Genomic DNA, 22,269 nt, shown 5'->3' with positions numbered 1-22,269 from the left:
CTCAAAAGTGAGGGGATTTTTATGCCTGTAAGTAGATTGGGTGTAGCAGTACTGAATTTATATGGCATGTAACTCAGGTAAATTAACAATGAATACATTTTTCTTACAAAATAAACCTATTGACTGCTAAGTTAGCAAAAACATGTTAGAAACCTCATACAACTTCCCGCCATTCAAAAAATCCCCACCCTCCTACTCTTAACGTAAAACCACCCGCTAATCACGACAAACCAAAATGCGAAGTAGTAGCAGAATGAAGAGAGGGACGCTAAGAAATCGAGGTGTTGTTCAATCTCTTGCTCCGTGTAGCTTTGGGATATGAGTTTGTAATAGTAGGCGTAAAGAATGCCTATCGACCCGTATCCTAGGTTGAACATCAATCCCTTAAAACTCAGAACCGTGGCTCGGTTGTGCGATTCGGTCTTTTTATTAAGGTGGTAGCTAATGAAAATGTTCATCGTCATATTGATGAAAATCAGCACCAGAACGGGGATGACTCCGTAAATCGACCACCCGAGGCTGATCAAATAATAAGTAACGGTGGTTGCGATACCCATCACCAATAGAAAGGTTCTCGGCGCTATGCTTTCTGCTAATCGTCGGCTTTGCCCCGCCAGCAGAATTTGCAGCAAACTTATCCCTGCGCCGATAAATCCGAAATAGATAATCGGGATATCGATGGCGCGATAGTATTGGCTGTTCATGGTTAAAAACATGCGTGAGATATGCTCGAACAAGCTGTAATAGAGCAATATAAACAGCACGTAGGGGGTGGCAATAACCCACTTACCGGTATCGATTGTCAGTTTAAGGCTTGCGACCGTCGTTGCCCATTTACTGCTGTGAGATGGTAATACGTTGTTGTCTTCTTCCATGTTTATCGCGGCATAAATGGCGATGATCGCGACAAATAAAGTGGCAAATACGGGAATACGCATGATGTCTTGGGTATTTTCTGGCGCGGCGAATCCAAGAAATTGGTAAACGGTCGCCATAAAATTCACATCGTACATGGCGGCGCCCAGCAAGGTAACAAAAATACCCACACCAGATGAGATACGAAGCTGGGTTTGTAACACCTGCGGCCATACTTCTTCCTTGCCTTGCGCTTTTAAGGTGTCGTAAGCCAGTGCTTCATCCGCACCACTCGCCAAAGACATGGCTAAACCACTCAATACCCGGTTGATCATAAACACAACAAAGACCAACGTAGGGTTGCCCGTGGGTACAAGGGCGATCATAGCAATTTCAACGAACATCACCACAGAAGACAAGACGACGAGCTTTTTGCGCCCTAAAGTATCGGCAAAAGCGCCCGATGGGACCTCAGAAATTACAATGGTCGCTGCCCATATCACGTTCAGTATTGCGAATTGAGAGAGCGTTAAGCCGTAATCTAAATAGAGTAGGGTGAATACAGGGTAGTAAAAGCGTGCAAAGTAGCTGATTCGAAACACTAAGAAGTAGCGTACGTTACGGATATCTAAGATTTCTTTGAGCGTCATGACGTTCTCTGCACGTTGAGCAACATTACATTAGGTATACACCCAAGTAAGCTCTAGATGCTAGGTGGCACTATTGAAATGATGGGGTGGTTACAAAAATCTTTCCATTTCTTATTCAACACATCTTTTTCACCATGAGATGCAAAAGCATGTTTGTGGTGCTATTTCTTGTAGTTTCAAAGAAAAAAGCCTCATAAGAGGCTTTTGATTGGGCGCTAACCCAAGACAGGGAATAAAAAGATCCCTTGCAAAGAATTGGATAGAGGGAGAGAACTCAATGCAAGGGAGGGGAAACTTATAACTTATCAGCGCTTACGGTTTTGATTTCAGGCCAGTTTCCGTTCGCGGTTTTAACAAACCCCGTCACATCTTCTAACCAGCGCTGTTGAACTGATTTATCTAGGTTTAGGTAAAGCTTGCCTTCATCTACTTTCCACGCCAGTGGGTCGGTATCAAACTTCTTACCCATCGCAACACCAAATGCACAGTAACCACCGTATTGTGGTGCGTATGCCGCTGGATCTGCTCGGAACGTATCGCGGTTTTCAGCTGAAGCAAAATGGTAAATCGCATTTTTGTAAGTCGCTGAAAATTCGGGGTTACCGACAGTCGGCTCACTTGCCGTAAAGTACGCTACTGGGTCGTAACCCTTAATTGCTAGGTCATTGGCATCAGCGCTTACGTCGATGTCGGCAGCCATCACAGAGAAAGGAAGCATTGCAATACCGCCTAAACTAATAAGACGCTTAAGAGATTTATTTGAAACAGACATAGGAAAACTCCTTTTTATTATCTTCTTAATGTCAGGTTTCCGTAATTTCTGCGGCTTGCCCTGACCGTGTGTGAAGTAATTTAAGGCAGATGTCCGGTCTATTTGGGTACAGAAATGCGTAAAAGTGTGCCAATAGTCCGAGGTTTTCATGGATGCTTTATCTAAACTGATACAACAACTCTCAATGCGGTCTGAAGTTTTCTACACCGGGCAGCTCTGCGGTACCTCGTCATTTGGGGATGATGAAAAGAATCAAGGTCACCTTCACATTGTGCGTGAGGGCAAGTTGATACTGCGAGATCACAAAGGGAAGGAAATGAAGGTCGATGAGCCTTCTATTGTGTATTTTCCGCAAACGGTACCTCATGTTATTGAAGGGCTATCGGATGGGGCTCAGTTGGTGTGCTCTACAATTGAATACAGTGAAGGGAAGTGGGAGCTGCTTTTTTCCGCACTTCCAGACAAAATTGTGATTCCGTTCAGAACATTGCCTGCGTTGTCGCCGATAATGGAAGGATTGTTTCTGGAAGCGGAAAGTGCAGAACTCGGGCAGCAGGTGATTCTCGACAAGTTGAGTGATGTCATGATGATCATGCTTTTTCGCCACATAGTTGATAGCAATTTAGTAAAACAAGGTGTGTTGGCTGGGCTGTCGCACCCTAGATTATCGGAAGTATTGAATATGATTCACCAACTTCCTTATAAAGCTTTCACCATGGAAGACATGGCGCAGAAAGGGGCGATGTCGAGAACGGTATTCATCGATACCTTTAAAAAAGTGGTAGGAATGACCCCCGGCAATTATGTCGCACATTGGCGTATTGGGGCTGCGCAATCGCTCATTTTACAAGGAAAGCCGATGCATTGGGTGCTGGATCACGTGGGGTACGAGAGTTACTCCGGATTCAGTAAGGTGTTTCGGAAAATTACAGGCGTGTCTCCACGCCAATGGATGGCATTAAAAAAAGAGGCTGACGAAAGAGAGTTATGAACGGAATTGTCGTGTTAGGGAGCATCAACGCTGATCACGTGTTACAAGTTCCTGCGTTTCCGCGGCCCGGTGAAACCTTGAAAGGTCGAAATTATCGGGTAATTGCTGGTGGAAAAGGGGCGAATCAAGCGGTGGCGTCTACACGGCTGGGTGCAGAGACTCACTTTATTGGGTGTGTTGGGGACGACCCCTTTGGGTTAGGCATTCGAAAGCAGTATCAGTCGGATGGTATTGATGTCTCTGGAATTAAGGTAGAGCCCGATTGCGCGACGGGTATGGCGATGGTTCAAGTGGCAGAAAGTGGGGAAAACAGCATTTGCATTTCAGCCGAGGCAAATGATCGTCTCACGGCGAAAGTGGTGTCGGGTTTTGCGGATATTATAGAACAGGGCGACTATCTGCTGGTTCAGCTGGAAACCCCCATTTCAGGGGTTGAGAAGGCGATTGATATTGCGTACAACGCTAACAAAAAAGTTGTACTCAACCCTGCGCCAGCCAGTGTGCTTCCAGATAGCCTACTTTCGAAAGTTGACATACTCACCCCCAACGAGACTGAAGCGCAGATTCTAACGGGAATTGAAGTGACGGACCATTTATCGGCATCGAAAGCAGCACAATATCTTCATCATAAAGGTGTGCTTATGGTGCTTATTACTTTGGGTTCAAAAGGGGTATGGGTCAGTCAGGATGGGATCGGCTATTTAATTCCCGCTTTTACAGTCGAAGCCGTGGACACGACAGCCGCTGGCGATACGTTTAATGGCGCGCTGATTGCGGGGCTGACTATAGGAAAATCTCTTGAAGAGGCGGTGGTGTTTGCACACGCTGCTGCCGCCATTTCAGTGACACGCTTTGGCGCGCAAACGTCCATTCCTTTTATTACTGAAGTGGAAGCCTTCCTAAAGAATCAGGGAAAATAAGTGAGGGCTAAGGTTTCCCCCAAGGTGGTCAGCACACCACTAATTCAACGTCGTGTTGCTTGATAACATCAACTAAGTTCGATGCTGGCACTTCATCGGTAAACAACGAATCTACCTGAGAAATATGACCAAGGTTCACCATGGCACCACGGTTAAATTTACTGCTATCCGCAGCCAGTAGTGTTTGACGTGAACTGGCAATGATGGCTTGCGCTATTTTCACTTCAGAATAATCAAAATCGAGCATGCTGCCATCGGAATCAATGCCCGATATGCCTATGATGCCAAAATCCATTCGGAACTGTTCGATAAACTCTCGTGTGGCTTCCCCAATAATACCGCCATCTTTATTGCGGATCTGACCGCCCGCGATGATGACGGTGAAATCCTCTTTCGGCATCAAAATACTGGCAACATTGATGTTATTGGTGACAACCTTAAGATCTTTATGATTCAACAGCGCGGTCGCTACGGCTTCTGTCGTTGTCCCAATATCAATAAACATGGATGCGCCATTAGGAATTTTCTTTACCAACTCGGTCGCGATTCGGGCTTTTTCTTCCTGATGGCTGATTTTTCGGGTGGAATAGGCTTCATTTTCTGTACTGGAATAGAGCGATGCCCCACCATGATGGCGGCTGATGAGCCCTTGCTGGGCAAGTTCATTTAGGTCGCGTCGAATCGTTTGGGGGCTGACGTTAAACGTATCAACAAAAGCTTCAGTGGAAAGGAATCCTTGCTCGTCCAATAAAGCGAGTATCTCATGATGACGCTGCGTTTGTTTCACGTTTAACTCCGGATAGTGATAGAGGTTACTTCAGGTGATTTCCTAAAGAAGACTAGGGTAGATCACCTTGGGCTTCCGTCCATCATATCAAAGTCTTCCGATAAAATATTTTATCTGTGCCATCTTGAGGGTAACCCTCATAGCGACCCACTTCGTGAAAGCCATGTCTTTGGTAAAAATCTGGAGCCTGAAAATTGTAAGTGTCCAAAAATACTTTCTTAACTTGCATTTTCCGAGCTTCTTTTTCAGCCGTTTTTAGCAACTTAGTGCCTACCCCTTTTCGACGATAGGCTTCGTTAACCCAAATACGATGGATGTGGAGGGAATCATAGAATAAGTGTGCCGCAATACCACCAATGATTTGATGGTGTTGGTCCCGAATAAATAGAGCCAATACTTTTTCATCCAACCCAGGGAAAAAGGGTTCATTAAATTCTCTTAAAGCCTGATAAATCGACTCCAAATCGTGCTTGCTTGGATGATAAGTCACTTCGATGATCATGTAGCCTACCTGAATATAAAAACGGTGATCTCAAGGTGAGGTTACATGGGTATAACGGTATCAACTTGAGTTATTAGGGTTTTTAAAAAGTATATACCAGCTCATAGAAGATGCAGTGTTCGAAACCAAATTTTTTGATGCATATTGAAAGAGTTAAATAAACATTATCGCCACTGCGTCTACTATGACCGAAGATGCAAGGTTTACCCATTAGCTTTTTGAAAGGGCGTCAATCAGCGAATGTGCGTTTTTAACAAGGGTGACGTCGCTAGAGAATTTGTGACGATTTTCCTCTATCGGAACACCGATCACTTGCATTCCTGCAAGCAGCCCTGCTTTTGTGCCTAATACGCTGTCTTCAATCACCGCAAGCTTACTCGGCTCAACATCAATAAGGTAAGCGGCGCGCAAGTATCCTTCCGGTGAAGGTTTTCCTAGTCTAACGTCGTTTCGGGCAACAACCGTCAAACCCGGTATTTCAAGTTGGAGAGCGGCGAGGCTGGCATTGACTAATATACGGTCGGAATTCGTGACAATAGCTTGCGGTACACCGAGTGCACGGAGTGATTTGAAAACCTCACACCCATAGAGTGGGGTTACTTCGTTACTGTGGGCACAAAAGTACTGGTAATTGGAGGCTTGATAATCGTCAAACGATACGGTGAGATCGTACGTTGTTTGAAAGTATTCAAAGGTTTTGCTCCCTTCTGTTCCTAGTACGCTTTGCATGTCGTCGTGTGTTGGGTCTACCCCATATTTGTTAAGCGTATGGCGAATGGCTCGTTCGTGAATCGGTTCGCTATCGGCAATGGTGCCGTCCATGTCCCAGAGCACACCATCAAACTTTAGCTGTTCTTTATCTATTTTTAACATGAATATACCTTTCTGAACCGACCGAATATTTGAAGACTAGAACCTTGGTTGGGATAGGAGCACCTTTCGCGTTTTAAGTGAAAAAGGGTCAAATGAGCCAAGATCTAAATGAGTAAGTGTTGTCCAATATATACACAAATATGTTTCAATTTTAGGGCTCAGCGTCTTAACTTTGCATATGATCAAATAAAATACAGGCCGGAGATCACTGAATTAGAAGCGTTAGGTGTTCGGTAAAATAGTTTCTTCTAGCTTATCGAGTTCGCTGTAGAGATCGCTTGTTGCAGCCTTGATTTTATTGAACATTGGGTACATGCGATCGTACGTGTCTTTCCATTCTGGGTTCGGTTGGATCTCTTTTTCGTACTGAACAAGATGTCGCGTAGCATCAGACAATGAATTGAAATGACCCGTCGCAGTTGCAGCTATGGCTGTCGCACCAATCACCCCGCATTCCGCTTCTTTAGGAACCAGTATGGGTGTGTTGTACATGCTGGCTTTGATTTGCAGCCAGAGTAGAGATTTCGCGCCGCCGCTGGCCGCAATGATGCGTTCAACTTTAGTATTGCTCTTGGTATCAAAAGCGCTCTTGGTATCAGAAGCCCCCTTGATATCTGAGCCGCTCATCTGTTCTATTTGCCTGCGAACAGCAAACGCGACCCCTTCTAATACGCTGCGGTGTAGATCGGCAAGGTTATGGCTACTATTTAACCCAAAGTATTGCGCTCGCGAGTTTCGGGTTGCTCCGAGCCGCTCTCCGGTCAGGTAGGGCAAGAAGAAAAGGTGTCGACTGCCTGCTGGAGATTCAGCGGCTTTTGTCGTCGCGGCTTCGTACGAAAGGGTATTTTCGTTCATTGCTCGCCTAGCCCAGCGTACCGCATCGCCCCCAGCATCCAACAATGAAAACGCACCCCAATGATTACCAGGTATCAATACATTGCAGACTTCTTCGTGCCTCACAGGCGCGCTATTTGCGATGGTGATGATTGAAGAGGTGCCCGTCACATCAGAACCCATTCCGGGCTCAGTAACGCCCGAACCAACCAAAGTTACGGGAAAATCACCCCCACCGACTACTACGGGAAGCCCTTCGGGCAATCCGGTCTCTTGAGCGGCTTTAAATGAAATGGAACCAAGTACATCTAACGGATCACGCAATGGAGGCAGTAAACGACGAGGCACTCCCAATTGTGACAGCATGGTTTGCGACCATTCTTTGGTGTCTGCGTCCATTAAAAAGCTGGCGGACGCTTCTGTTGTATCAAAGGCAATATTGCCGGTTAGCCGAAAATTAATGAAATCTTTCGGCATCAGTACTTTCCAGCTTTTTTCCAATAGTTCTGGTTCGTTGTCTGCAAACCATTGAAGTTTGAACCCCGGCCAAGCAGGTGTTGGTGGGTTAGCGGTATGGGTTAAACAGCTTTCCAGCCCGAAGTTATCTTGGTATTGATTTACATGGTTTATGGTGCGTTTATCATTCCATAATGGTACGTATTCACGAGTGGGTTGCCCTGACTCGTCAATTAGAACAGTGCCATGCATTTGACCACAGCACGATACGGCAACGATATCCGATTTTCGCTGACCAATTTGACGTATGACTGCGTTAATGGATTCACATGTACCTTGCCACCAGTCTATCGGGCGTTGTTCGCACCAGCCATATTTTGGAACATGCTGATCGTGCTCCTTGGCAGAAAAAGCGAGCATTTCCCCGTTTTTGTTCACGGCAGCCGCTCTCACCGAGCCTGTTCCTACATCTATAACCAAAAATATGGGGGTTGCCATAATGACCTCTCTGCCTTAATTGTAAGAGCCTTGTTTGTAACTGCTTTGTTTGTATTAACCTTGCTTATCCGCGCCTAATTAATCAGTACTTAGACCAACTTAGTCTTCTATTCGCAATTCACTGTTGATATCAAAGTAGTGCGCTTTAGACATGTCAATTTGAATGCAACATAACTGGTCTAGCCCTGCTGGAAAGTGACTGTCTATTTGAGCCGTAAATGGCGAGCCTCCTAAGTCGGAAATTACCAGCGTATGCGAGCCAAGTGGTTCTATCGCCCGTGGGTGAATGTTGACGATGTTGCTTACATTTTGAGTTGCGGAATCTTGAGTGTGTTCAGGGCGGACACCTAATACCACTTTAGATCCACGGTATGGGGTAAGTACAGCTTGGTGAGCAGCCGAAATTTCAAGAATTTCGCCCGTTTCTAAGGTAACAAACGTTGCATCAGATCCGACCGTTACTTTCGTGAAATTCATACTCGGGGTGCCGATGAATTCTGCCACAAAGCGGTTCGCGGGTTTTTCGTAGATCTCTATTGGTGATGCAAATTGTTCAATGTGCCCATTTTGCATCACGACAACACGGTCGGCCATGGTCATGGCTTCTACTTGGTCATGCGTAACATACACCGCAGTCGTACCAAGTTTGCGTTGTAATTGTTTGATTTCGGTACGCATCTCAACACGCAGCTTTGCGTCCAAATTGGATAATGGTTCATCGAATAAAAAGAGATCGGGGTGCCTAACGATGGCGCGCCCTATGGCGACTCGTTGGCGTTGACCACCTGAAAGATGGCGTGGCTTTCTCTCTAACAGAGCATTAATGCCAAGCAATTCGCTTGCATCTAAGACTCTTTTTTTGATGACATCTTGAGGCTCTTTTCTCACTTTCATGCCATACGCGATGTTGTCGTACACCGTCATGTGTGGGTATAACGCGTAGTTTTGAAACACCATTGCACAGTTGCGTGTGCCGGGTTGTTCGTAGGTTACGTCTCGCTCTGAAATGGCGATCTGCCCATCTGTGACAGACTCTAAACCTGCGATCATCCGTAATGTGGTGGTTTTTCCACATCCGGATGGACCCACAAGAACGACAAACTCGCCTTGTTTAATGTCGAGATTCAGATCGGGTATCACACTGATCTCGCCATAAGATTTACTGATGTTGGTTAAGCTAACGTGTGTCACTGTGACGACTCCCTGTCGGTTTGGGAACACGCTGCCAGCGGTTAAGCTGGCAGCTTGTAAAGCGCTATTTTGCCTCTATTTTTTCTCAGGTAACCCCATTGCACTGCGATAGGCTTTAAGCTGAGATTCACGGCCGAAATCATCCGTTAGTTGGTTCCATTGCTTGGCGATGCTGTCCAATGCTTCTTGTTCGGTCACTTTCCCTGCCAAGGCGCGAGAAAGCTCTATTTCAAGAATTTCGGTGTAAGCGAAGAAACCCGGAATACGTAAATCCAGTGCCACATTTGGCGCGTCTAGTGATGCGCGTTGCGCTGCTAGGTAAGACTCCGCCTCGGGTTTAGAGAAAATCGCCAACCAGTTATCGATGTTGTCGTAGTGGCTTAATCGATATGGGTTTACCCCAGTATTTGCCGTAACAATGGCTTTCGATGAATGTTCTTGACTGGTAACGGTTTGAACAAAGTTCCACGCAGCCGCCTTGTTTCTGGAAGACTGAGGAACCGCGAGCTGCCAGCCACCAAAGGCTAGGAAAGGTGACGCGACGACTTCATTGTATTCATTCCATTTGCCTTCTTTGGCGTTCCACATGGATTTAGACCCTGGCAGCATCGCAGTACGAACATTGCCTACAATGCGCGATTCTTTCGGGTTTGCTCCTAATACGCCGGAGTCTGCCCAGTCGATATTCATCGCGACTTTACCTCCTGCGTATAAAGGCCTTACGTCACCTGAACCGTTGTTTAACGCGCCCGGTGGGTTGTAGTCTAAGCCTCGTTTATAGTCTTTCAGTGCTTTTAACCAGCCTGCGTTGTTAATTTGTGCATTCATGGTGTCGGGGTCAAAGAACATTGAGCCTGGGTTTTTCGGATCATTGGTGTAGCTGGCTGCGTGAGAGAAGAAGTACCAGAATTGCTGCCCGCCGCGTTTATAAGCTTCAGCTGTTCCGTATAACCCTTGGTCTGGGCGGTGGAAGAATTCAGCAATATCGTAGTACTGATCCCATGTAACAGGAGCTGCCAAAGCATAGCCATACTTGGTTTTGAACGCCGCTTTCTCTTTTGGGTCATTGAAGAGGTCGGCACGGTAATTCAGCATGTGCATGTCGCCATCCATGGTGGCGGATTTCACTTTACCATCCCATAACATCAAGCGTTCGCGGTATACGGGGTGAATGTCGTTCCAGTATTCTCCTTCCTGCATGCTCTGAGGCATTTCAGACAAGAAGATATTAAAGTCGGGTAACCACGCAGGGATGTAAGAAATAACATCGATCTCACTTGATCCTGTTTGCATCCCCGTCAAAAACTTAGGGAAAAGTTCTCCAAATGGGAATTCCACAATCTTTACTTTACCGCAAGTCTGAGCTTCCCAAGCAGTGCCAGCAGTGCGAAGCGCCGAAGCAATAAAAGGGCCGTTTTGCGAGCCGACGGTCACGGTGACACCGGAGTAATCGGGTTCGCATGCTGCCAGTGCGTTGGTCGACATCGCGGTTACGCCCAAACAAAGTGCGACAGCCAGCGCGGAGGTGCGTATTTTCCTTTCCATGTTTAATTCCTTCTAATTTTGCCCTAGCACAAAGGCTGGGCATCCATGGGTAGAGTCAAAAGGTCTTAAGTGTCGTTAAAAGACCTAAAGAGTCGTCAACAGTTCTTAAGTTTCATTGGTACTATTTAATAGATCCAGAGAGCAGTCCGGACCTCATCAGCCGACCGAGCAGGGTGACGACGATGATCATTGGTATAATGGATATCAATGTCGCGACGGATATCGCCCACCATTCATCGCCTCGGCTTGAATTCTGTCCTGCTAATACAACAGGCAAGGTTTGCCAACGTGAAGACGTAAGTAAAAGTGCAAAAAGAAATTCATTCCATATGAACGACAATGTGATCATCGATGTCGCGATCAGTCCCGGTTTGGACATAGGCAGAACGATATCGAAAAAGATGCGAAGTCTCGGCACATTATCAACCATTGCGGCTTCTTCAACTTCGACCGGAATGGTCCGGAAGAAGTCGCGCATCAACCATACGGCGAGTGGTAGCCCAAATGCGGTATAGGCGACAACCATGCCGGAAAAGCTATCGAGCAATTGTACGCCTTGTTTTCCAAGCTCTGCGTAAAAAAGGTATAGGGCAAACGCAGAGACGATAGGTGGAAACATGCGCTGAGAAACAAACCAAAAAGTAACGTCGTCGTTCCCCAGTACGGGACCGGGTAGAGGCAGTTTGTTAATAAAGAATGACGAGGTAAATGCGCATACCAGTGAGATAATAATGGCTTGAGGAATCGCAAACTCCATGACCTCATTCAGCAATAAGAACCCACCAATTCCGACAATAGCAAAAGTGAATCCAGAGAGTAATCGGATACGAAACTCAAACCGAGCAATACCATAGGCAGCCATTGAACCCAGCAACACCGATAAAGCGGTGGAAACCAGTGCGATCAAAGACGAGTGCCAGAAAGGTCCGACAAAATCGCCGCGAATGCCAGACATAACCTCTCTAAATGCATCCAACGTAGGCGCAAAGTCGATAAAGGGTAGGTAAGTTGCCCCGCCATTCACCGCCTGTGGTGGTTTGAATGCGGTTACTGTTACCCAGTAAAAAGGGGCGAGCAAAAACAGCAACCAAAAGAAACACCCAATAATGGCTATCCATTGACCAGTCGTCAGTGAACGGCGCTGTTTGGCTAGATGCTGTTTGCCTGATTGCGTATTACTGTTGATGCTTGGCTTTTGCATGGTACGGCTCGCTTGCGTAGTGGATGCGGATAATTTATCGGTAGCAAGATCGCTCATGATCGTTTCTCCACTACAGGCTTAACAGCAGCAAGGTAAACGCTACCTAGAACAACAATCACGATTAGGAATAAAAAGCTCAGTGCAGAAGCTTCCCCTAAGTTAAAAGTTTTAAACCCTTGGTTGTAGGCAAACAGGGTGAGGGTTTCGGTAGAAGTACCGGGGCCTCCTCCCGTTAAAATGTAGACGGTATCAATGATCTTGAAACCTTCAACGATGCGAATGAACACCACGACAACGGAGAGTGGTAATAGCATTGGAAAAGTGATGTCCCAAAATTGTCGCCATGGTGGCACATTTTCAAGAGACGCCGCTTCGTACACGTCTTTAGGTAAGCCTTGCAGCCCTGCTAGCATCAAAAGCGTGACGAAAGGTGTCCATTGCCAAACTTCTACAGTGACTAATACGCCCAGCGCCCAAGAGGTTTCCGTTAGAAAAGGCAGATTTTCAAATCCGAGCATACTAAAGAAATCATTCACAGGGCCGAGCGCCGAGTGGAACATCATTCGTGCAACGAGAGCGACCGCAATCGGTGCCATAAACATCGGCAATAGAAAGATAACCCTAAACAGTTTCTCGCCAGGTACTTTTATGTACAGTGCCATTGCAAGCAAAAAGCCCACAACGTATTGAATTAACACCGAAGTAAAGACAATAAAGATAGTCGTAAAGACAGACTGCCAAAAGCGAGAAGACTCCAGCAGGGTTTGGTAGTTGTCGAAGCCAACAAATTTTACCGGCAAAGGCGGTATTAAACGCACGGATTGAAAGCTGACCGTTAGCGCATAAATCAGTGGAAACAGCGTCACCAGCAGTACTACGAATAATGCAGGCCAGACAAATAAATATTTGATGGAATCTGTCTGTTTTGGATTCAGTGTCCCTATCGACATTCACAACTCCTTTGTATGAAACTGCCATTTGGTAGTTTTACTTTCCAATTCTTCTTCATGAAGCTGGCATAAATGTATTTTTAATACATAAAACCACAATGTCAATCTAAAATTTCACAGTTTTTTAACTTAATTTGATTAAATCGGCGTCTATATTCGAGTTAAAACCAGTTGATCTTTTATTTTTATGTAGTATTAATACTAAAAAGCGCCGATTCTTTAAGTCACACACTACCGTTTAAGTCACATTCGACAGGCTAAAAACGGGAGTGCTCTGAACAAAGAGTAGGCAATCTAAATGGATAGTGAGGGAACAATTATGTCACTTATGGATCCAGTGAGCTGCCAGATTGATGTGTTATCAGGCAGCCTGGCAGGGACAAGCCGACATTACGAAAAACGCTTTGATGATTTGAATGGGCTGTACTTGGACACGGACGCATTTGAAGCGCTAAACAGAGAAATGGGAGAAAAAGTCGTTTATGAAGTAACAGACTATCACCCAGGGAATCGGGTTCAGGATATGATTTTTGGTGTGACCAAAATGCAGCCCGGTAAGGTTGGTAGCGAGTATTTCATGACTCGAGGGCATATCCATGCGATTGCCGACCGACCAGAAGTTTACATCGGAAAGAAAGGAAAAGGGTTGATGTTACTTGAGTCACCTGAGGGGGAAACCAAAGTGGTGGAAATCACCCCTAACACGGTATGTTATGTCCCTCCCTTCTGGATCCACCGAAGCGTAAACACGGGGGATGAAGAGTTTGTTATGTTCTTTTGCTACCCCGGAGACAGTGGGCAAGATTACAACATCATTGAGCGTTCTGGTGGTATGCGCCATCGCGTTCTGGCTGAAGGAGATAGTGGCTGGAAAATCGAAGAAAATGCGCATTATCAACCACGCAGCCAAGCGGATGTTAATCGTCTATATAAAGGGGAGTCGGAATGAACCTTGTACCAGCCCAAAAGCCGACGTTTTACTTTATAGGGGTGTCTACGTTGCAAAGCTCGATCATGAAAGTTTTCCCTGCTTGGGCTGAGTTTCTTGGTTTGGGTGACGTTCAAATTCGTGGAATCGATTTACCGCTCAATGCACCAAATGAACAGTATCAACAGGTAACGTCATTTATTAAACACGATCCCCTATCGCTTGGTGCACTTGTCACCACGCACAAAATCAATCTTTACCAAGCGTGTATTGATATGTTTGATGAGGTTGATCCACATGCGACAAAAATGAACGAAACCAGCTGCCTTTATAAAAGACAATCAACATTCTGTTGCAATGCGAAAGATCCGATTACTTCTGGATTTGCTTTGGAGTACATATTACCTCCTCATTTTTTTGCGACGCATCGAGGTAATGTGTTTGTTATGGGAGCGGGTGGCAGCGCGACAGCCATTGTTTGGTATCTAACTCAAGCCGCAAAACAAAACGATCGCCCAACTAAGATTGTGGTTTCAGATGTTTCTCAGCATCGGCTGGATGAGTTAGATCAAGTACTCAAAATATACGGAATAGATGTCGACTGCGAGTATGTGTTGGTTGAATCGGACGCAACCAATGATGAGGTATTGGCTTCATTGCCGCCTTATTCGCTCGTTATAAACGCAACAGGGTTAGGAAAAGATGGCCCTGGTTCGCCATTATCGAACAAAGCTCAATTTCCAGTGCATGGCATCGTGTGGGAACTCAACTACCGAGGGGAACTGGAGTTTTATCGACAAGCGAAATCGCAAGAGTCGTCCTCTCATCTATCGATTCATGATGGTTGGGTGTATTTCATCTATGGCTGGACAAGAGTGATTGCGGAAGTATTCGATGTAGACATTCCGGTGAATGGCGAACGCTTTGAAGAGATTTCACGTATTGCCGCCCGTTCTGGTAAGCAGTTAAGCCATGAGGGGTAATGTTATGAATAAAGGTAAGATTTTAGTGACACCTCGTTCATTGTCTTTAAATGGGCACCCTGCTTTTGAATCTCTTAAAAAGCTGGGGTACGAAATGGTGTTTTGTCAGCCCGGTAAGTCACCTACAGAAGAGGAGCTGCTTGCTGTTATACCCGAATGCGTAGGGTGGATTGCTGGCGTTGAACCCGTATCTGAAAAGGTGATTGCTTCTGCCAAACAGCTTAAAGTGATCAGCCGAAATGGTACGGGGGTCGACAACTTGCCTTTAGCCAGTATTGAGAAAGCGGGCATCGAGGTGTGCCGGGCGGAAGGAGCGAATGCTCGTGGTGTCGCTGAATTAGCCATTGCCATGATGCTGTCTGGGCTGCGTCATATACCAGAAACAGCAGAAGGGCTTAAATCCGGTCAGTGGACTCGTGCTTTAGGTCAAGAAATTCAAGGGAAGCTAGTGGGCGTTATTGGTATGGGCGCAATCGGTAGGCAAGTGGCGCAAATGGCATTGGGGTTGGGCACTCAGGTGATCGCTTTTGACCCGATACTAAAAGGTCAGCTGGTTCTTAACGACGATTTTAAATTTACCGAAGTAAGCCAACTACTTAAGCTGGCAGACATTATTACGTTTCATTGTCCGGCTCCGTTGGATGGCCGACCGATAATCAGCGCAAGTACACTCGAATCAATGAAAGACGGTGTTGTTATCATCAATACAGCCCGAGCGTCGCTGGTGGATCACGATGTAATCTACGATGGTTTGTGCAGTGGAAAAGTCTCGGTGTATGCGGTGGATGTGTATGACACAGAACCTCCTGCTAGCCACCCGCTTTGGCAACATGAACGATGCATTGCGACCAGCCACATTGGCGGATACACCCAAGAAAGTGTTGATAAAGCAACCATTGCCGCCGTCAGTAACTTGTTATCGGTGCTAGAGGACGACAACGCCTAATGAACGGTTCTTCATCAAGCCAAATATTGCCAAGTTCTTGCGTAACCAGTGCCGTATTCAACGGACAGTTGGCTCAGCGGATTTCATCGCTGCCACCGCCAACTGATGAAGTGTTGTTTTATTGGCTGGGGCAAGCTGGCTTTTTGATTCGAACAAAACAAGCAAGTTGGCTCATCGACCCTTATTTGTCGGATTCACTTGCCGAGAAGTATAAAGGCAAGCACTACCCACATATTCGTATGATGCCAGCGCCAATTAGGGTTCAAGACCTCACGAGTGTGGATGGTGTTCTTTGTACGCATAAGCATACCGATCATATGGATGCCGGAACACTGATTCCGCTGTTCCAACACCATTTAGGCAACCGAGCTTTCATGCTGGCTCCACGCGCTGAAAAAAAAGAAGCGCTGACTCGAAGCGGATTGCCTTCAGATCGCATTCATTGGATTTCGGATGGTGAAGAGCTTGTATTGTCTGAGTCGCTCTCTGTTCACGCAACACTCGCAGCACACGAGAGTATTGAACGCGATAAGCAAGGAAACAGCCGCTTTCTGGGGTATATTCTTAAAATAAGACTGAATGAAAATACTCAAGTAAAGCACGAGAGCATCGATGAAAAGAAGGATACGCTCACCATTTGGCATTCTGGCGATTGCGTTCCTTATGAAGGGTTAAATGATACTCTGAAACGGCACCAGCCTGATGTGGCATTGTTGCCAGTCAATGGACGGGATGAACGCCGATCCAGTCAGGGTATTCCGGGGAATTTTCATTTAGAAGAAGCGTTGTCTTTGTGTAAGCAGGTCGGAATTAAGAACCTGATCGCACACCATTTTGATTTATTTGAGTTCAATACCATCGATCCGCAAAAAATTCTTCTAGCGGCTCAGCAAAACGCTGATAGTATTTCTATCTTCCCGGCACAGCTAAATGTCGAATATCGTTTGAGGTTAAGGAGTTAGCATTGCAACAGAAGCAACCTAATGTCATTGAGATGATCACCCGTTCACTGGATAAGCTCCGTAAGTCTGACCGAAAGGTCGCGGAATGGGTATTGTCCGACCCTCAAAAAGCAATCAACAGTACATTGGTGGAAACGGCGAAAGCCGCAGGAGTCAGTGAACCTACCGTTATGCGTTTTTCGACAGCGGTAGGTTGCAGTGGCTTTCAAGACTTAAAAATTCGTTTGGCGCAAAGTATTGCGTTAGGGGTTACGCCGACCCACGCAGCTCTTCAAGATGGCGATAGCACTCAGGTAATTTCTCGTAAATTGTTTGATTTTACTTTAACCAGCTTGGACTGGGCTCGTCAGCATGCCGATATTGAAGAGATGGATGCGGCAGTGGATGTACTTTCCCACGCCCGACAAATCGATTTTTATGGGTTTGGTGCCTCTGGCATTGTGGCGCAGGATGCGCAGCAAAAATTCCCTCTGTTTGGCGTGCCCTGTAATGCACACACAGACGCGCATCAACAATTTATTGCGTCGTCCATGATGAGTGAAGGCAATGTGGTTGTTGCGATTTCTAACAATGGTGAAACCATCGATCTCATTGAAACGGTCAGAGAAGCCAAAAACCACGGCGCGACTGTGATTGCGATAACGGGTCGGCGCGGTTGTTCACTCAGCAAAGAGTGCGATTTAAGCCTTGTTGTCGAGACCTTGGAAAACACCGACCGCTATACCCCTACGATTTCTCGAATCGCAGCGCTGGTGGTCGTGGATATTCTTGCTACGAGCGTGTCGTTGAAAAAGGAAGAAGCGCACCGAGATCGGATAACGTCAATGAAGGAACGTTTGTCTCGCTTCCGTTCTAACCATTTTGATAATGACTAATTGAATGCAGTTCGATGTTCATCTCTAAACCAGATTACGTTTTAAAGTATCAAGATCTGGTAGAGACAGGTCTATAAGATGAGCATTGTGTAACTATACTCCTTACTTAATGAATTTGTGCGATGATACCTGTGCCCAATTGGCTTCAAACCGAAACCAATTGTGGGCAGACGTAAAATTTAAGTAAGGAGTGCAAAGTGTATAAATACCCAGAAACAAAACAATCGGATGTTGTTGATACCTACTTTTCTACGGAAGTGTCCGATCCGTATCGCTGGTTAGAAGACGATCGCAGCGAAGAAACCGCGGACTGGGTAACTCGCCAGAACGACGTAACCTTTGCACACCTCAATCAAATCGCTTTTCGTGACGCCATTCGAAAGAAACTTGAAACTGCCAATAATTTCGAAAAAGTCTCTCTGCCTTTTAAGCATGGCGATTACACCTATTTCTACAAAAATGATGGTATTCAAAACCAAGCGGTTCTTTATCGTCAGAAAGAAAACGACCAAAAAGAACTAGGCGAAGCGCAAATTTTCCTTGATCCGAATACGTTTAGCGAAGAAGGCACAACCTCGCTAGACAGCGTGTCTTTTTCTAAATCAGATACGGTTATTGCGTATTCTGTATCGGAAGGAGGTAGCGACTGGCGTACCATTTATGTGATTGATGCTGAAACCGGTGAAGAGCTTGAAGCCCCAATTCAAAACGCCAAATTTACCGGGATTTCGTGGTTTGGCGACGAAGGCTTCTATTACGCCAGTTACGACAAGCCTGAAGGCAGCGAGCTATCGGCTCGTACCGAACAACACAAGTTGTACTTCCACCGACTGAACACACCGCAAAGCGAAGATGTGTTGGTATTTGGTGGTTCAGATTCAGAAAAATACCGATATGTATCAGGTTATACAACGGAAGACGATGCTTTCCTTGTTGTTTCCGGTGCTCAGTCCACATCGGGTAACGAGCTTTATGTGCGTGATTTACGCCAACAAGACGCACCGTTAACGCTTGTAACGGATAAAAGCCAAGCCGACAGCTACGTTGTCGAGCACAGCGAAGGCGATTTGCTGATTTACACCAACTTAGATGCGCCCTTAGGTCGTGTAGTAAAAGTGAATGCACAGCAGCCGTCGGATGATAATTGGGTCGATCTGATTCCAGAGCAGGAGCAGCAGTTAGACATTGAAACAGGCGCAGGCTATTTGTTTGCCTCTTACCTAGTGGATGTGAACACCAAAGTGGTTCAGTACCGCTATAACGGTGAAAAAGTGCGTGATGTTGAGCTTCCGGGGTTAGGTTGTGTGTCTGGTTTTGGCGGGCGTTTCGACTCAAAAGAACTTTATTACAGCTTCACTAACCTTATCGTTGCATCTTCAGGGTATCGTTTCGACCCAGAGACGGGTGTAACGGAATTGCATCACCGCTCTCAATGCCAGATCGACAGCGATCTATTGGAATCTAAGCAGGTCTTTTATACCTCAAAAGATGGCACGCGCGTTCCTGTAACGATCTGCTACCGCAAGGGCTTGGAGTTGAATGGAAACAACCCAACTATGCTGTATGGCTACGGTGGTTTTAACGTTAGCCTAGAACCAAGATTCAGCCCACTTGTTGCGACGTGGATTGAAATGGGGGGTGTTTATGCCGTTGCGAACCTACGTGGTGGTGGTGAATACGGTAAAGCGTGGCACATTGCAGGCACAAAACAGCAAAAGCAAAATGTGTTCGATGACTTTATTTCAGCGGCAGAATACCTGATTGAGGAAGGGTACACGTCACCAGAAAAGCTTGCGATCCATGGCGGCTCAAACGGTGGTTTGTTGGTTGGCGCGTGCATGACACAACGCCCAGAACTGTTTAAAGTGGCGATTCCTGCGGTTGGCGTATTGGATATGTTGCGTTACCACACGTTTACCTCTGGTGAAGGTTGGGCTTACGACTACGGCACATCTGAGCAAAATGAAGAAATGTTCAGCTACTTGAAACAATACTCCCCTGTTCATAATGTAACAGAAGGGACGCACTACCCAGCAACACTAGTGACTACGGCTGACCACGATGACCGTGTTGTGCCTGCACACTCATTTAAGTTTATTGCCGAGCTTCAAGCTAAACATCAAGGCGAGAACCCTGTATTGATCCGAGTGGATACCAATGCGGGTCATGGTGCTGGTATGCCTATGAGCAAGGTATTGGATTTGTATGCCGATATGTATGCTTTTAGCTTCCACCATATGGTGTTTGAGCCGAATATCTAACCATCCCATTACTGTCTTAAGTTTGTATTCTAAAGCCTCCTAGTGAGGCTTTTGTCATATTGGAGACTGCATGTAACACTCTCACTATTTCGAGATGTTTGTTCATTATTAAATTTTTGTTCATTGAAACGCATCATTCCCACCGCATACTCCGCGATACGGTCTATCGACTGTAACCACCACGAAATACATCACCATCCCAAAAGAAGTGCTTTGGTATCAAAATGAACTTAAAACTCACTCAAATGTTGTATGCAGGGTTTTCCTTCATACTCCTCACAACTCTAGTGCTTACCTATATCGTATGGTCGGCAGTCCAAGACTCAGCAAAGCTCGCAGAAAAGATCGAGTCTGATAATGTGCCTGGCGTACTTGCGTATTTGAACGTAAACGACAAAGTGGCAGATTTACAAACCTATGCGTTGGAATATCTAGGCGGAGAGCAAAGTGAAGCCGACCACTTTAGAAAGACCGTACAGCAATTTGAAAACTATTACAGAATACTCTATTCACTGGAATCAACCACCCAGGCTGAAAGAGACAAAATGGCTAATATTAGAAAATTAGCCGACCAATATATTCGTTCAATTGAAAATGAGGTATTTGCCAAATATTCCCCAGCTACAGAGTTGGAAGCAAGGCTTTGGGTTCAAAATCTAACGCGCGATGTCGGTAATCCGCTCGAAGATCTTCTCGATAAAATGAAAGAGGAAGAGTTTGCTGATGCATTTAAAACGACCAGTTTGAGCGAGTCTTTGAATGATGACCTACCCGGTGTTCGGTATTACCTTGAAATGATTGATGAAGCGGGAGATATGATTGCCTCTCTCAACGCATACATGATGGGAGATCTTGCTGCACGTGAGTCATTTGAAGGGGACTCTAAATCGTTCAATAACTACCTAAGTAATCTGAAACCTTTAGAGAGACGTGCAGAAGAGGTGAAAGCCATAACGCAAATTGAAACCTATTACGCCGAAATTCGAAAAACGGCCAAAAAAGTATTTTCAAACTATGACCCTGCCGCTAAAAAGGCTGCTATTACGCTCGTCGATGATCTCGAAGATTTAGTGGTATTGCCGTTAGAAGAAATATTGGATCGCTCATCGAAAGAAGAAAAAAGTGATGTGACCCAAGATATTGCATCGGTTAATGACAAGATGAACCAGATTGTCATGTGGCTTTCGGTTAACGCGCTAGTTGTGGTGACTGTAGGCATCGCGGTTGCGGTTATGATTACCCGCGTTATTAACCGACGCATTCACGCTATCTCAGAAAAGGCGAATCAGATTGCCGAAGGAAACCTCACCTCGCCAGCGATCAACGAAACCATTGAAGATGAAATCGGCTTACTCGCTAAATCGATTGATGGAATGCAAGCCTCGCTCAAGGGCTTGGTTTCAGGTATTTCGGATGTGGCAAGTGAAGTGACCTCCAGTACCAAACAAGTCGATAGCATCAGCAATCAGGTGGCCAGTGATATTCAATTACAAGCGGATAAAGCCGCATTAATTGCCAGTGCAGTTGAAGAAATGAGTGGCACGGTACGCGAAGTCGCAATGCAGTCATCTGATGCAGCGCAAAGCTCCCAAGAGGCAGGTAATGTTGCCAGCGAAGGGGGGAAACTGATGCAAGAGACGGTACATGGAATGCAAAGAATTGCTGACGTGGTTAACGAATCCGCTGCAACGGTTGATAGCCTAGGTAGGAAAGGGGAAGAAATCGGGGATGTGATTAAAGTCATCAACGACATTGCTGAACAAACCAACCTCCTTGCGCTGAATGCTGCGATTGAAGCTGCGCGCGCTGGTGAACTTGGTAGAGGGTTTGCCGTGGTTGCGGATGAAGTTCGAGGCTTAGCAGAGCGAACCTCTAAAGCGACGGAGGAAGTCAGTAGCCTCATCACTTCAATCCAAAGTGAAACTCGCACCGCAGTCGAAAGAATGGGAGAGGGTACTCAACTGGTTACAGAAGGGGTGCAATTGTCTAATTCCGCAGGCGACGCGCTGGAACAAATTGTTGAACGTGCAAATGACGTGAACAATATGATTCATTCGATTGCCACTGCAGGAGAGGAGCAATCGACTGCCACTCAAGAGATGGCACACGACATCGCACAAGTTAGCCAAATTGCTTATTCATCAGTGGAGAAAACGCAAAGAAGCTCTGAATCTACGCGAAATCTTTACAATAAAGTGAAAGAGTTAGAAGGCATGGTCGCCCAGTTCCGAGTATAACCTGCCATATTCCAGCCACCTCAAAAATGAGGTGGCTTTTTGTATTTAGAAC

Annotated in this window: 19 protein-coding genes; 9 read left to right on the top strand and 10 right to left on the bottom strand. The window is 46.0% G+C overall.

All coding sequences use genetic code 11. The features are described from left to right. Positions 1 to 173: 173 nt before the first annotated feature. Positions 174 to 1,505, bottom strand: a complete 1,332-nt coding sequence (locus tag VPNCDNU1_RS15175) for an MFS transporter (protein ID WP_104401100.1) — start codon at positions 1,503 to 1,505, stop codon at positions 174 to 176. 295 nt (positions 1,506 to 1,800) lie between these two features. Further along, the gene (locus VPNCDNU1_RS15170; protein WP_237322409.1) at positions 1,801 to 2,223 is read right to left on the bottom strand and encodes a YHS domain-containing (seleno)protein; all 423 of its coding nucleotides are present in this window, start codon (positions 2,221 to 2,223) and stop codon (positions 1,801 to 1,803) included. A 202-nt stretch (positions 2,224 to 2,425) separates the two neighbouring features. Here VPNCDNU1_RS15170 and VPNCDNU1_RS15165 point away from each other — a divergent pair, with 202 nt between their 5' ends. Then, complete coding sequence (locus VPNCDNU1_RS15165) at positions 2,426 to 3,268, top strand: AraC family transcriptional regulator (RefSeq protein ID WP_104401099.1); 843 nt, start codon at positions 2,426 to 2,428, stop codon at positions 3,266 to 3,268. After that, positions 3,265 to 4,188 carry a ribokinase gene (rbsK, locus tag VPNCDNU1_RS15160; RefSeq protein WP_104401098.1) on the top strand — a complete coding sequence of 308 codons (924 nt, stop codon included), beginning with the start codon at positions 3,265 to 3,267 and terminating at the stop codon, positions 4,186 to 4,188. Before VPNCDNU1_RS15165 ends, rbsK begins: the two co-directional genes overlap by 4 nt. A gap of 28 nt (positions 4,189 to 4,216) precedes the next feature. Here rbsK and VPNCDNU1_RS15155 read toward each other — a convergent pair whose 3' ends face one another. The 8 genes from VPNCDNU1_RS15155 to VPNCDNU1_RS15120 form a co-directional block, all read right to left on the bottom strand. After that, on the bottom strand, positions 4,217 to 4,975 hold the full coding sequence (locus tag VPNCDNU1_RS15155) for a DeoR/GlpR family transcriptional regulator (protein ID WP_101111686.1): 759 nt from the start codon (positions 4,973 to 4,975) through the stop codon (positions 4,217 to 4,219). An 82-nt stretch (positions 4,976 to 5,057) separates the two neighbouring features. After that, positions 5,058 to 5,477 (bottom strand): GNAT family N-acetyltransferase, encoded by a 420-nt coding sequence (locus VPNCDNU1_RS15150; RefSeq protein ID WP_104401097.1) that lies wholly within the window; start codon positions 5,475 to 5,477, stop codon positions 5,058 to 5,060. Between the two features lie 210 nt (positions 5,478 to 5,687). Then, entirely contained in the window at positions 5,688 to 6,350 is a 663-nt protein-coding gene (locus VPNCDNU1_RS15145; RefSeq protein ID WP_104401096.1) for an HAD family hydrolase, read from the bottom strand. A 222-nt stretch (positions 6,351 to 6,572) separates the two neighbouring features. Then, a complete protein-coding gene (locus VPNCDNU1_RS15140; protein WP_104401095.1) occupies positions 6,573 to 8,138 on the bottom strand; it encodes a xylulokinase in 1,566 nt (521 codons plus the stop codon). A 99-nt stretch (positions 8,139 to 8,237) separates the two neighbouring features. After that, on the bottom strand, positions 8,238 to 9,329 hold the full coding sequence (locus VPNCDNU1_RS15135) for an ABC transporter ATP-binding protein (protein ID WP_104401094.1): 1,092 nt from the start codon (positions 9,327 to 9,329) through the stop codon (positions 8,238 to 8,240). Positions 9,330 to 9,404: 75 nt separating this feature from the next. Next, positions 9,405 to 10,874, bottom strand: a complete 1,470-nt coding sequence (locus tag VPNCDNU1_RS15130) for an extracellular solute-binding protein (RefSeq protein WP_104401093.1) — start codon at positions 10,872 to 10,874, stop codon at positions 9,405 to 9,407. Positions 10,875 to 10,995: 121 nt separating this feature from the next. Beyond that, positions 10,996 to 12,132 carry a carbohydrate ABC transporter permease gene (locus VPNCDNU1_RS15125; protein ID WP_104401092.1) on the bottom strand — a complete coding sequence of 379 codons (1,137 nt, stop codon included), beginning with the start codon at positions 12,130 to 12,132 and terminating at the stop codon, positions 10,996 to 10,998. After that, positions 12,129 to 13,025: a carbohydrate ABC transporter permease gene (locus VPNCDNU1_RS15120; protein WP_104401091.1), complete on the bottom strand. Its 897-nt coding sequence runs from the start codon at positions 13,023 to 13,025 to the stop codon at positions 12,129 to 12,131. Before VPNCDNU1_RS15120 ends, VPNCDNU1_RS15125 begins: the two co-directional genes overlap by 4 nt. 319 nt (positions 13,026 to 13,344) lie before the next feature. Between VPNCDNU1_RS15120 and VPNCDNU1_RS15115 the strand changes: the two genes are divergently transcribed. The 7 genes from VPNCDNU1_RS15115 to VPNCDNU1_RS15085 all read left to right on the top strand — a co-directional run bounded on the left by VPNCDNU1_RS15115 (position 13,345) and on the right by VPNCDNU1_RS15085 (position 22,217). Beyond that, positions 13,345 to 13,974, top strand: a complete 630-nt coding sequence (locus VPNCDNU1_RS15115; RefSeq protein WP_104401090.1) for a glucose-6-phosphate isomerase — start codon at positions 13,345 to 13,347, stop codon at positions 13,972 to 13,974. Continuing rightward, positions 13,971 to 14,936 carry a shikimate dehydrogenase family protein gene (locus VPNCDNU1_RS15110; RefSeq protein WP_104401089.1) on the top strand — a complete coding sequence of 322 codons (966 nt, stop codon included), beginning with the start codon at positions 13,971 to 13,973 and terminating at the stop codon, positions 14,934 to 14,936. Before VPNCDNU1_RS15115 ends, VPNCDNU1_RS15110 begins: the two co-directional genes overlap by 4 nt. A gap of 4 nt (positions 14,937 to 14,940) precedes the next feature. Further along, positions 14,941 to 15,882, top strand: coding sequence for a phosphoglycerate dehydrogenase (locus tag VPNCDNU1_RS15105; RefSeq protein ID WP_104401106.1), 942 nt, complete (start codon positions 14,941 to 14,943; stop codon positions 15,880 to 15,882). After that, positions 15,882 to 16,844 (top strand): MBL fold metallo-hydrolase, encoded by a 963-nt coding sequence (locus VPNCDNU1_RS15100; protein ID WP_104401088.1) that lies wholly within the window; start codon positions 15,882 to 15,884, stop codon positions 16,842 to 16,844. Before VPNCDNU1_RS15105 ends, VPNCDNU1_RS15100 begins: the two co-directional genes overlap by 1 nt. Before the next feature lie 2 nt (positions 16,845 to 16,846). Next, positions 16,847 to 17,719: an SIS domain-containing protein gene (locus VPNCDNU1_RS15095; protein ID WP_104401087.1), complete on the top strand. Its 873-nt coding sequence runs from the start codon at positions 16,847 to 16,849 to the stop codon at positions 17,717 to 17,719. 197 nt (positions 17,720 to 17,916) lie between these two features. Next, complete coding sequence (locus VPNCDNU1_RS15090) at positions 17,917 to 19,980, top strand: prolyl oligopeptidase family serine peptidase (protein WP_104401086.1); 2,064 nt, start codon at positions 17,917 to 17,919, stop codon at positions 19,978 to 19,980. Positions 19,981 to 20,204: 224 nt separating this feature from the next. Continuing rightward, a complete protein-coding gene (locus VPNCDNU1_RS15085; protein WP_104401085.1) occupies positions 20,205 to 22,217 on the top strand; it encodes a methyl-accepting chemotaxis protein in 2,013 nt (670 codons plus the stop codon). The last annotated feature ends 52 nt before the right edge of the window (positions 22,218 to 22,269 follow it).

The sequence above is a fragment of the Vibrio penaeicida genome, assembly GCF_002933855.1.
Lineage (GTDB): Bacteria > Pseudomonadota > Gammaproteobacteria > Enterobacterales > Vibrionaceae > Vibrio > Vibrio penaeicida_A.
Note: the sequence above shows the minus strand (reverse complement) of the source record. Positions and strands in the feature narration are given on the sequence as shown.

What these genes read in the sequence shown, in the direction of transcription:
- rbsK (WP_104401098.1), top strand. Translation starts at nt 3,265, where the DNA reads ATGAACGGAATTGTCGTGTTAGGGAGCATCAACGCTGATCACGTGTTA.
- VPNCDNU1_RS15175 (WP_104401100.1), bottom strand. Translation starts at nt 1,505, where the DNA reads ATGACGCTCAAAGAAATCTTAGATATCCGTAACGTACGCTACTTCTTA.
- VPNCDNU1_RS15100 (WP_104401088.1), top strand. Translation starts at nt 15,882, where the DNA reads ATGAACGGTTCTTCATCAAGCCAAATATTGCCAAGTTCTTGCGTAACC.
- VPNCDNU1_RS15110 (WP_104401089.1), top strand. Translation starts at nt 13,971, where the DNA reads ATGAACCTTGTACCAGCCCAAAAGCCGACGTTTTACTTTATAGGGGTG.
- VPNCDNU1_RS15140 (WP_104401095.1), bottom strand. Translation starts at nt 8,138, where the DNA reads ATGGCAACCCCCATATTTTTGGTTATAGATGTAGGAACAGGCTCGGTG.
- VPNCDNU1_RS15085 (WP_104401085.1), top strand. Translation starts at nt 20,205, where the DNA reads ATGAACTTAAAACTCACTCAAATGTTGTATGCAGGGTTTTCCTTCATA.
- VPNCDNU1_RS15115 (WP_104401090.1), top strand. Translation starts at nt 13,345, where the DNA reads ATGTCACTTATGGATCCAGTGAGCTGCCAGATTGATGTGTTATCAGGC.
- VPNCDNU1_RS15145 (WP_104401096.1), bottom strand. Translation starts at nt 6,350, where the DNA reads ATGTTAAAAATAGATAAAGAACAGCTAAAGTTTGATGGTGTGCTCTGG.
- VPNCDNU1_RS15105 (WP_104401106.1), top strand. Translation starts at nt 14,941, where the DNA reads ATGAATAAAGGTAAGATTTTAGTGACACCTCGTTCATTGTCTTTAAAT.
- VPNCDNU1_RS15130 (WP_104401093.1), bottom strand. Translation starts at nt 10,874, where the DNA reads ATGGAAAGGAAAATACGCACCTCCGCGCTGGCTGTCGCACTTTGTTTG.
- VPNCDNU1_RS15165 (WP_104401099.1), top strand. Translation starts at nt 2,426, where the DNA reads ATGGATGCTTTATCTAAACTGATACAACAACTCTCAATGCGGTCTGAA.
- VPNCDNU1_RS15125 (WP_104401092.1), bottom strand. Translation starts at nt 12,132, where the DNA reads ATGAGCGATCTTGCTACCGATAAATTATCCGCATCCACTACGCAAGCG.
- VPNCDNU1_RS15150 (WP_104401097.1), bottom strand. Translation starts at nt 5,477, where the DNA reads ATGATCATCGAAGTGACTTATCATCCAAGCAAGCACGATTTGGAGTCG.
- VPNCDNU1_RS15170 (WP_237322409.1), bottom strand. Translation starts at nt 2,223, where the DNA reads ATGCTTCCTTTCTCTGTGATGGCTGCCGACATCGACGTAAGCGCTGAT.
- VPNCDNU1_RS15120 (WP_104401091.1), bottom strand. Translation starts at nt 13,025, where the DNA reads ATGTCGATAGGGACACTGAATCCAAAACAGACAGATTCCATCAAATAT.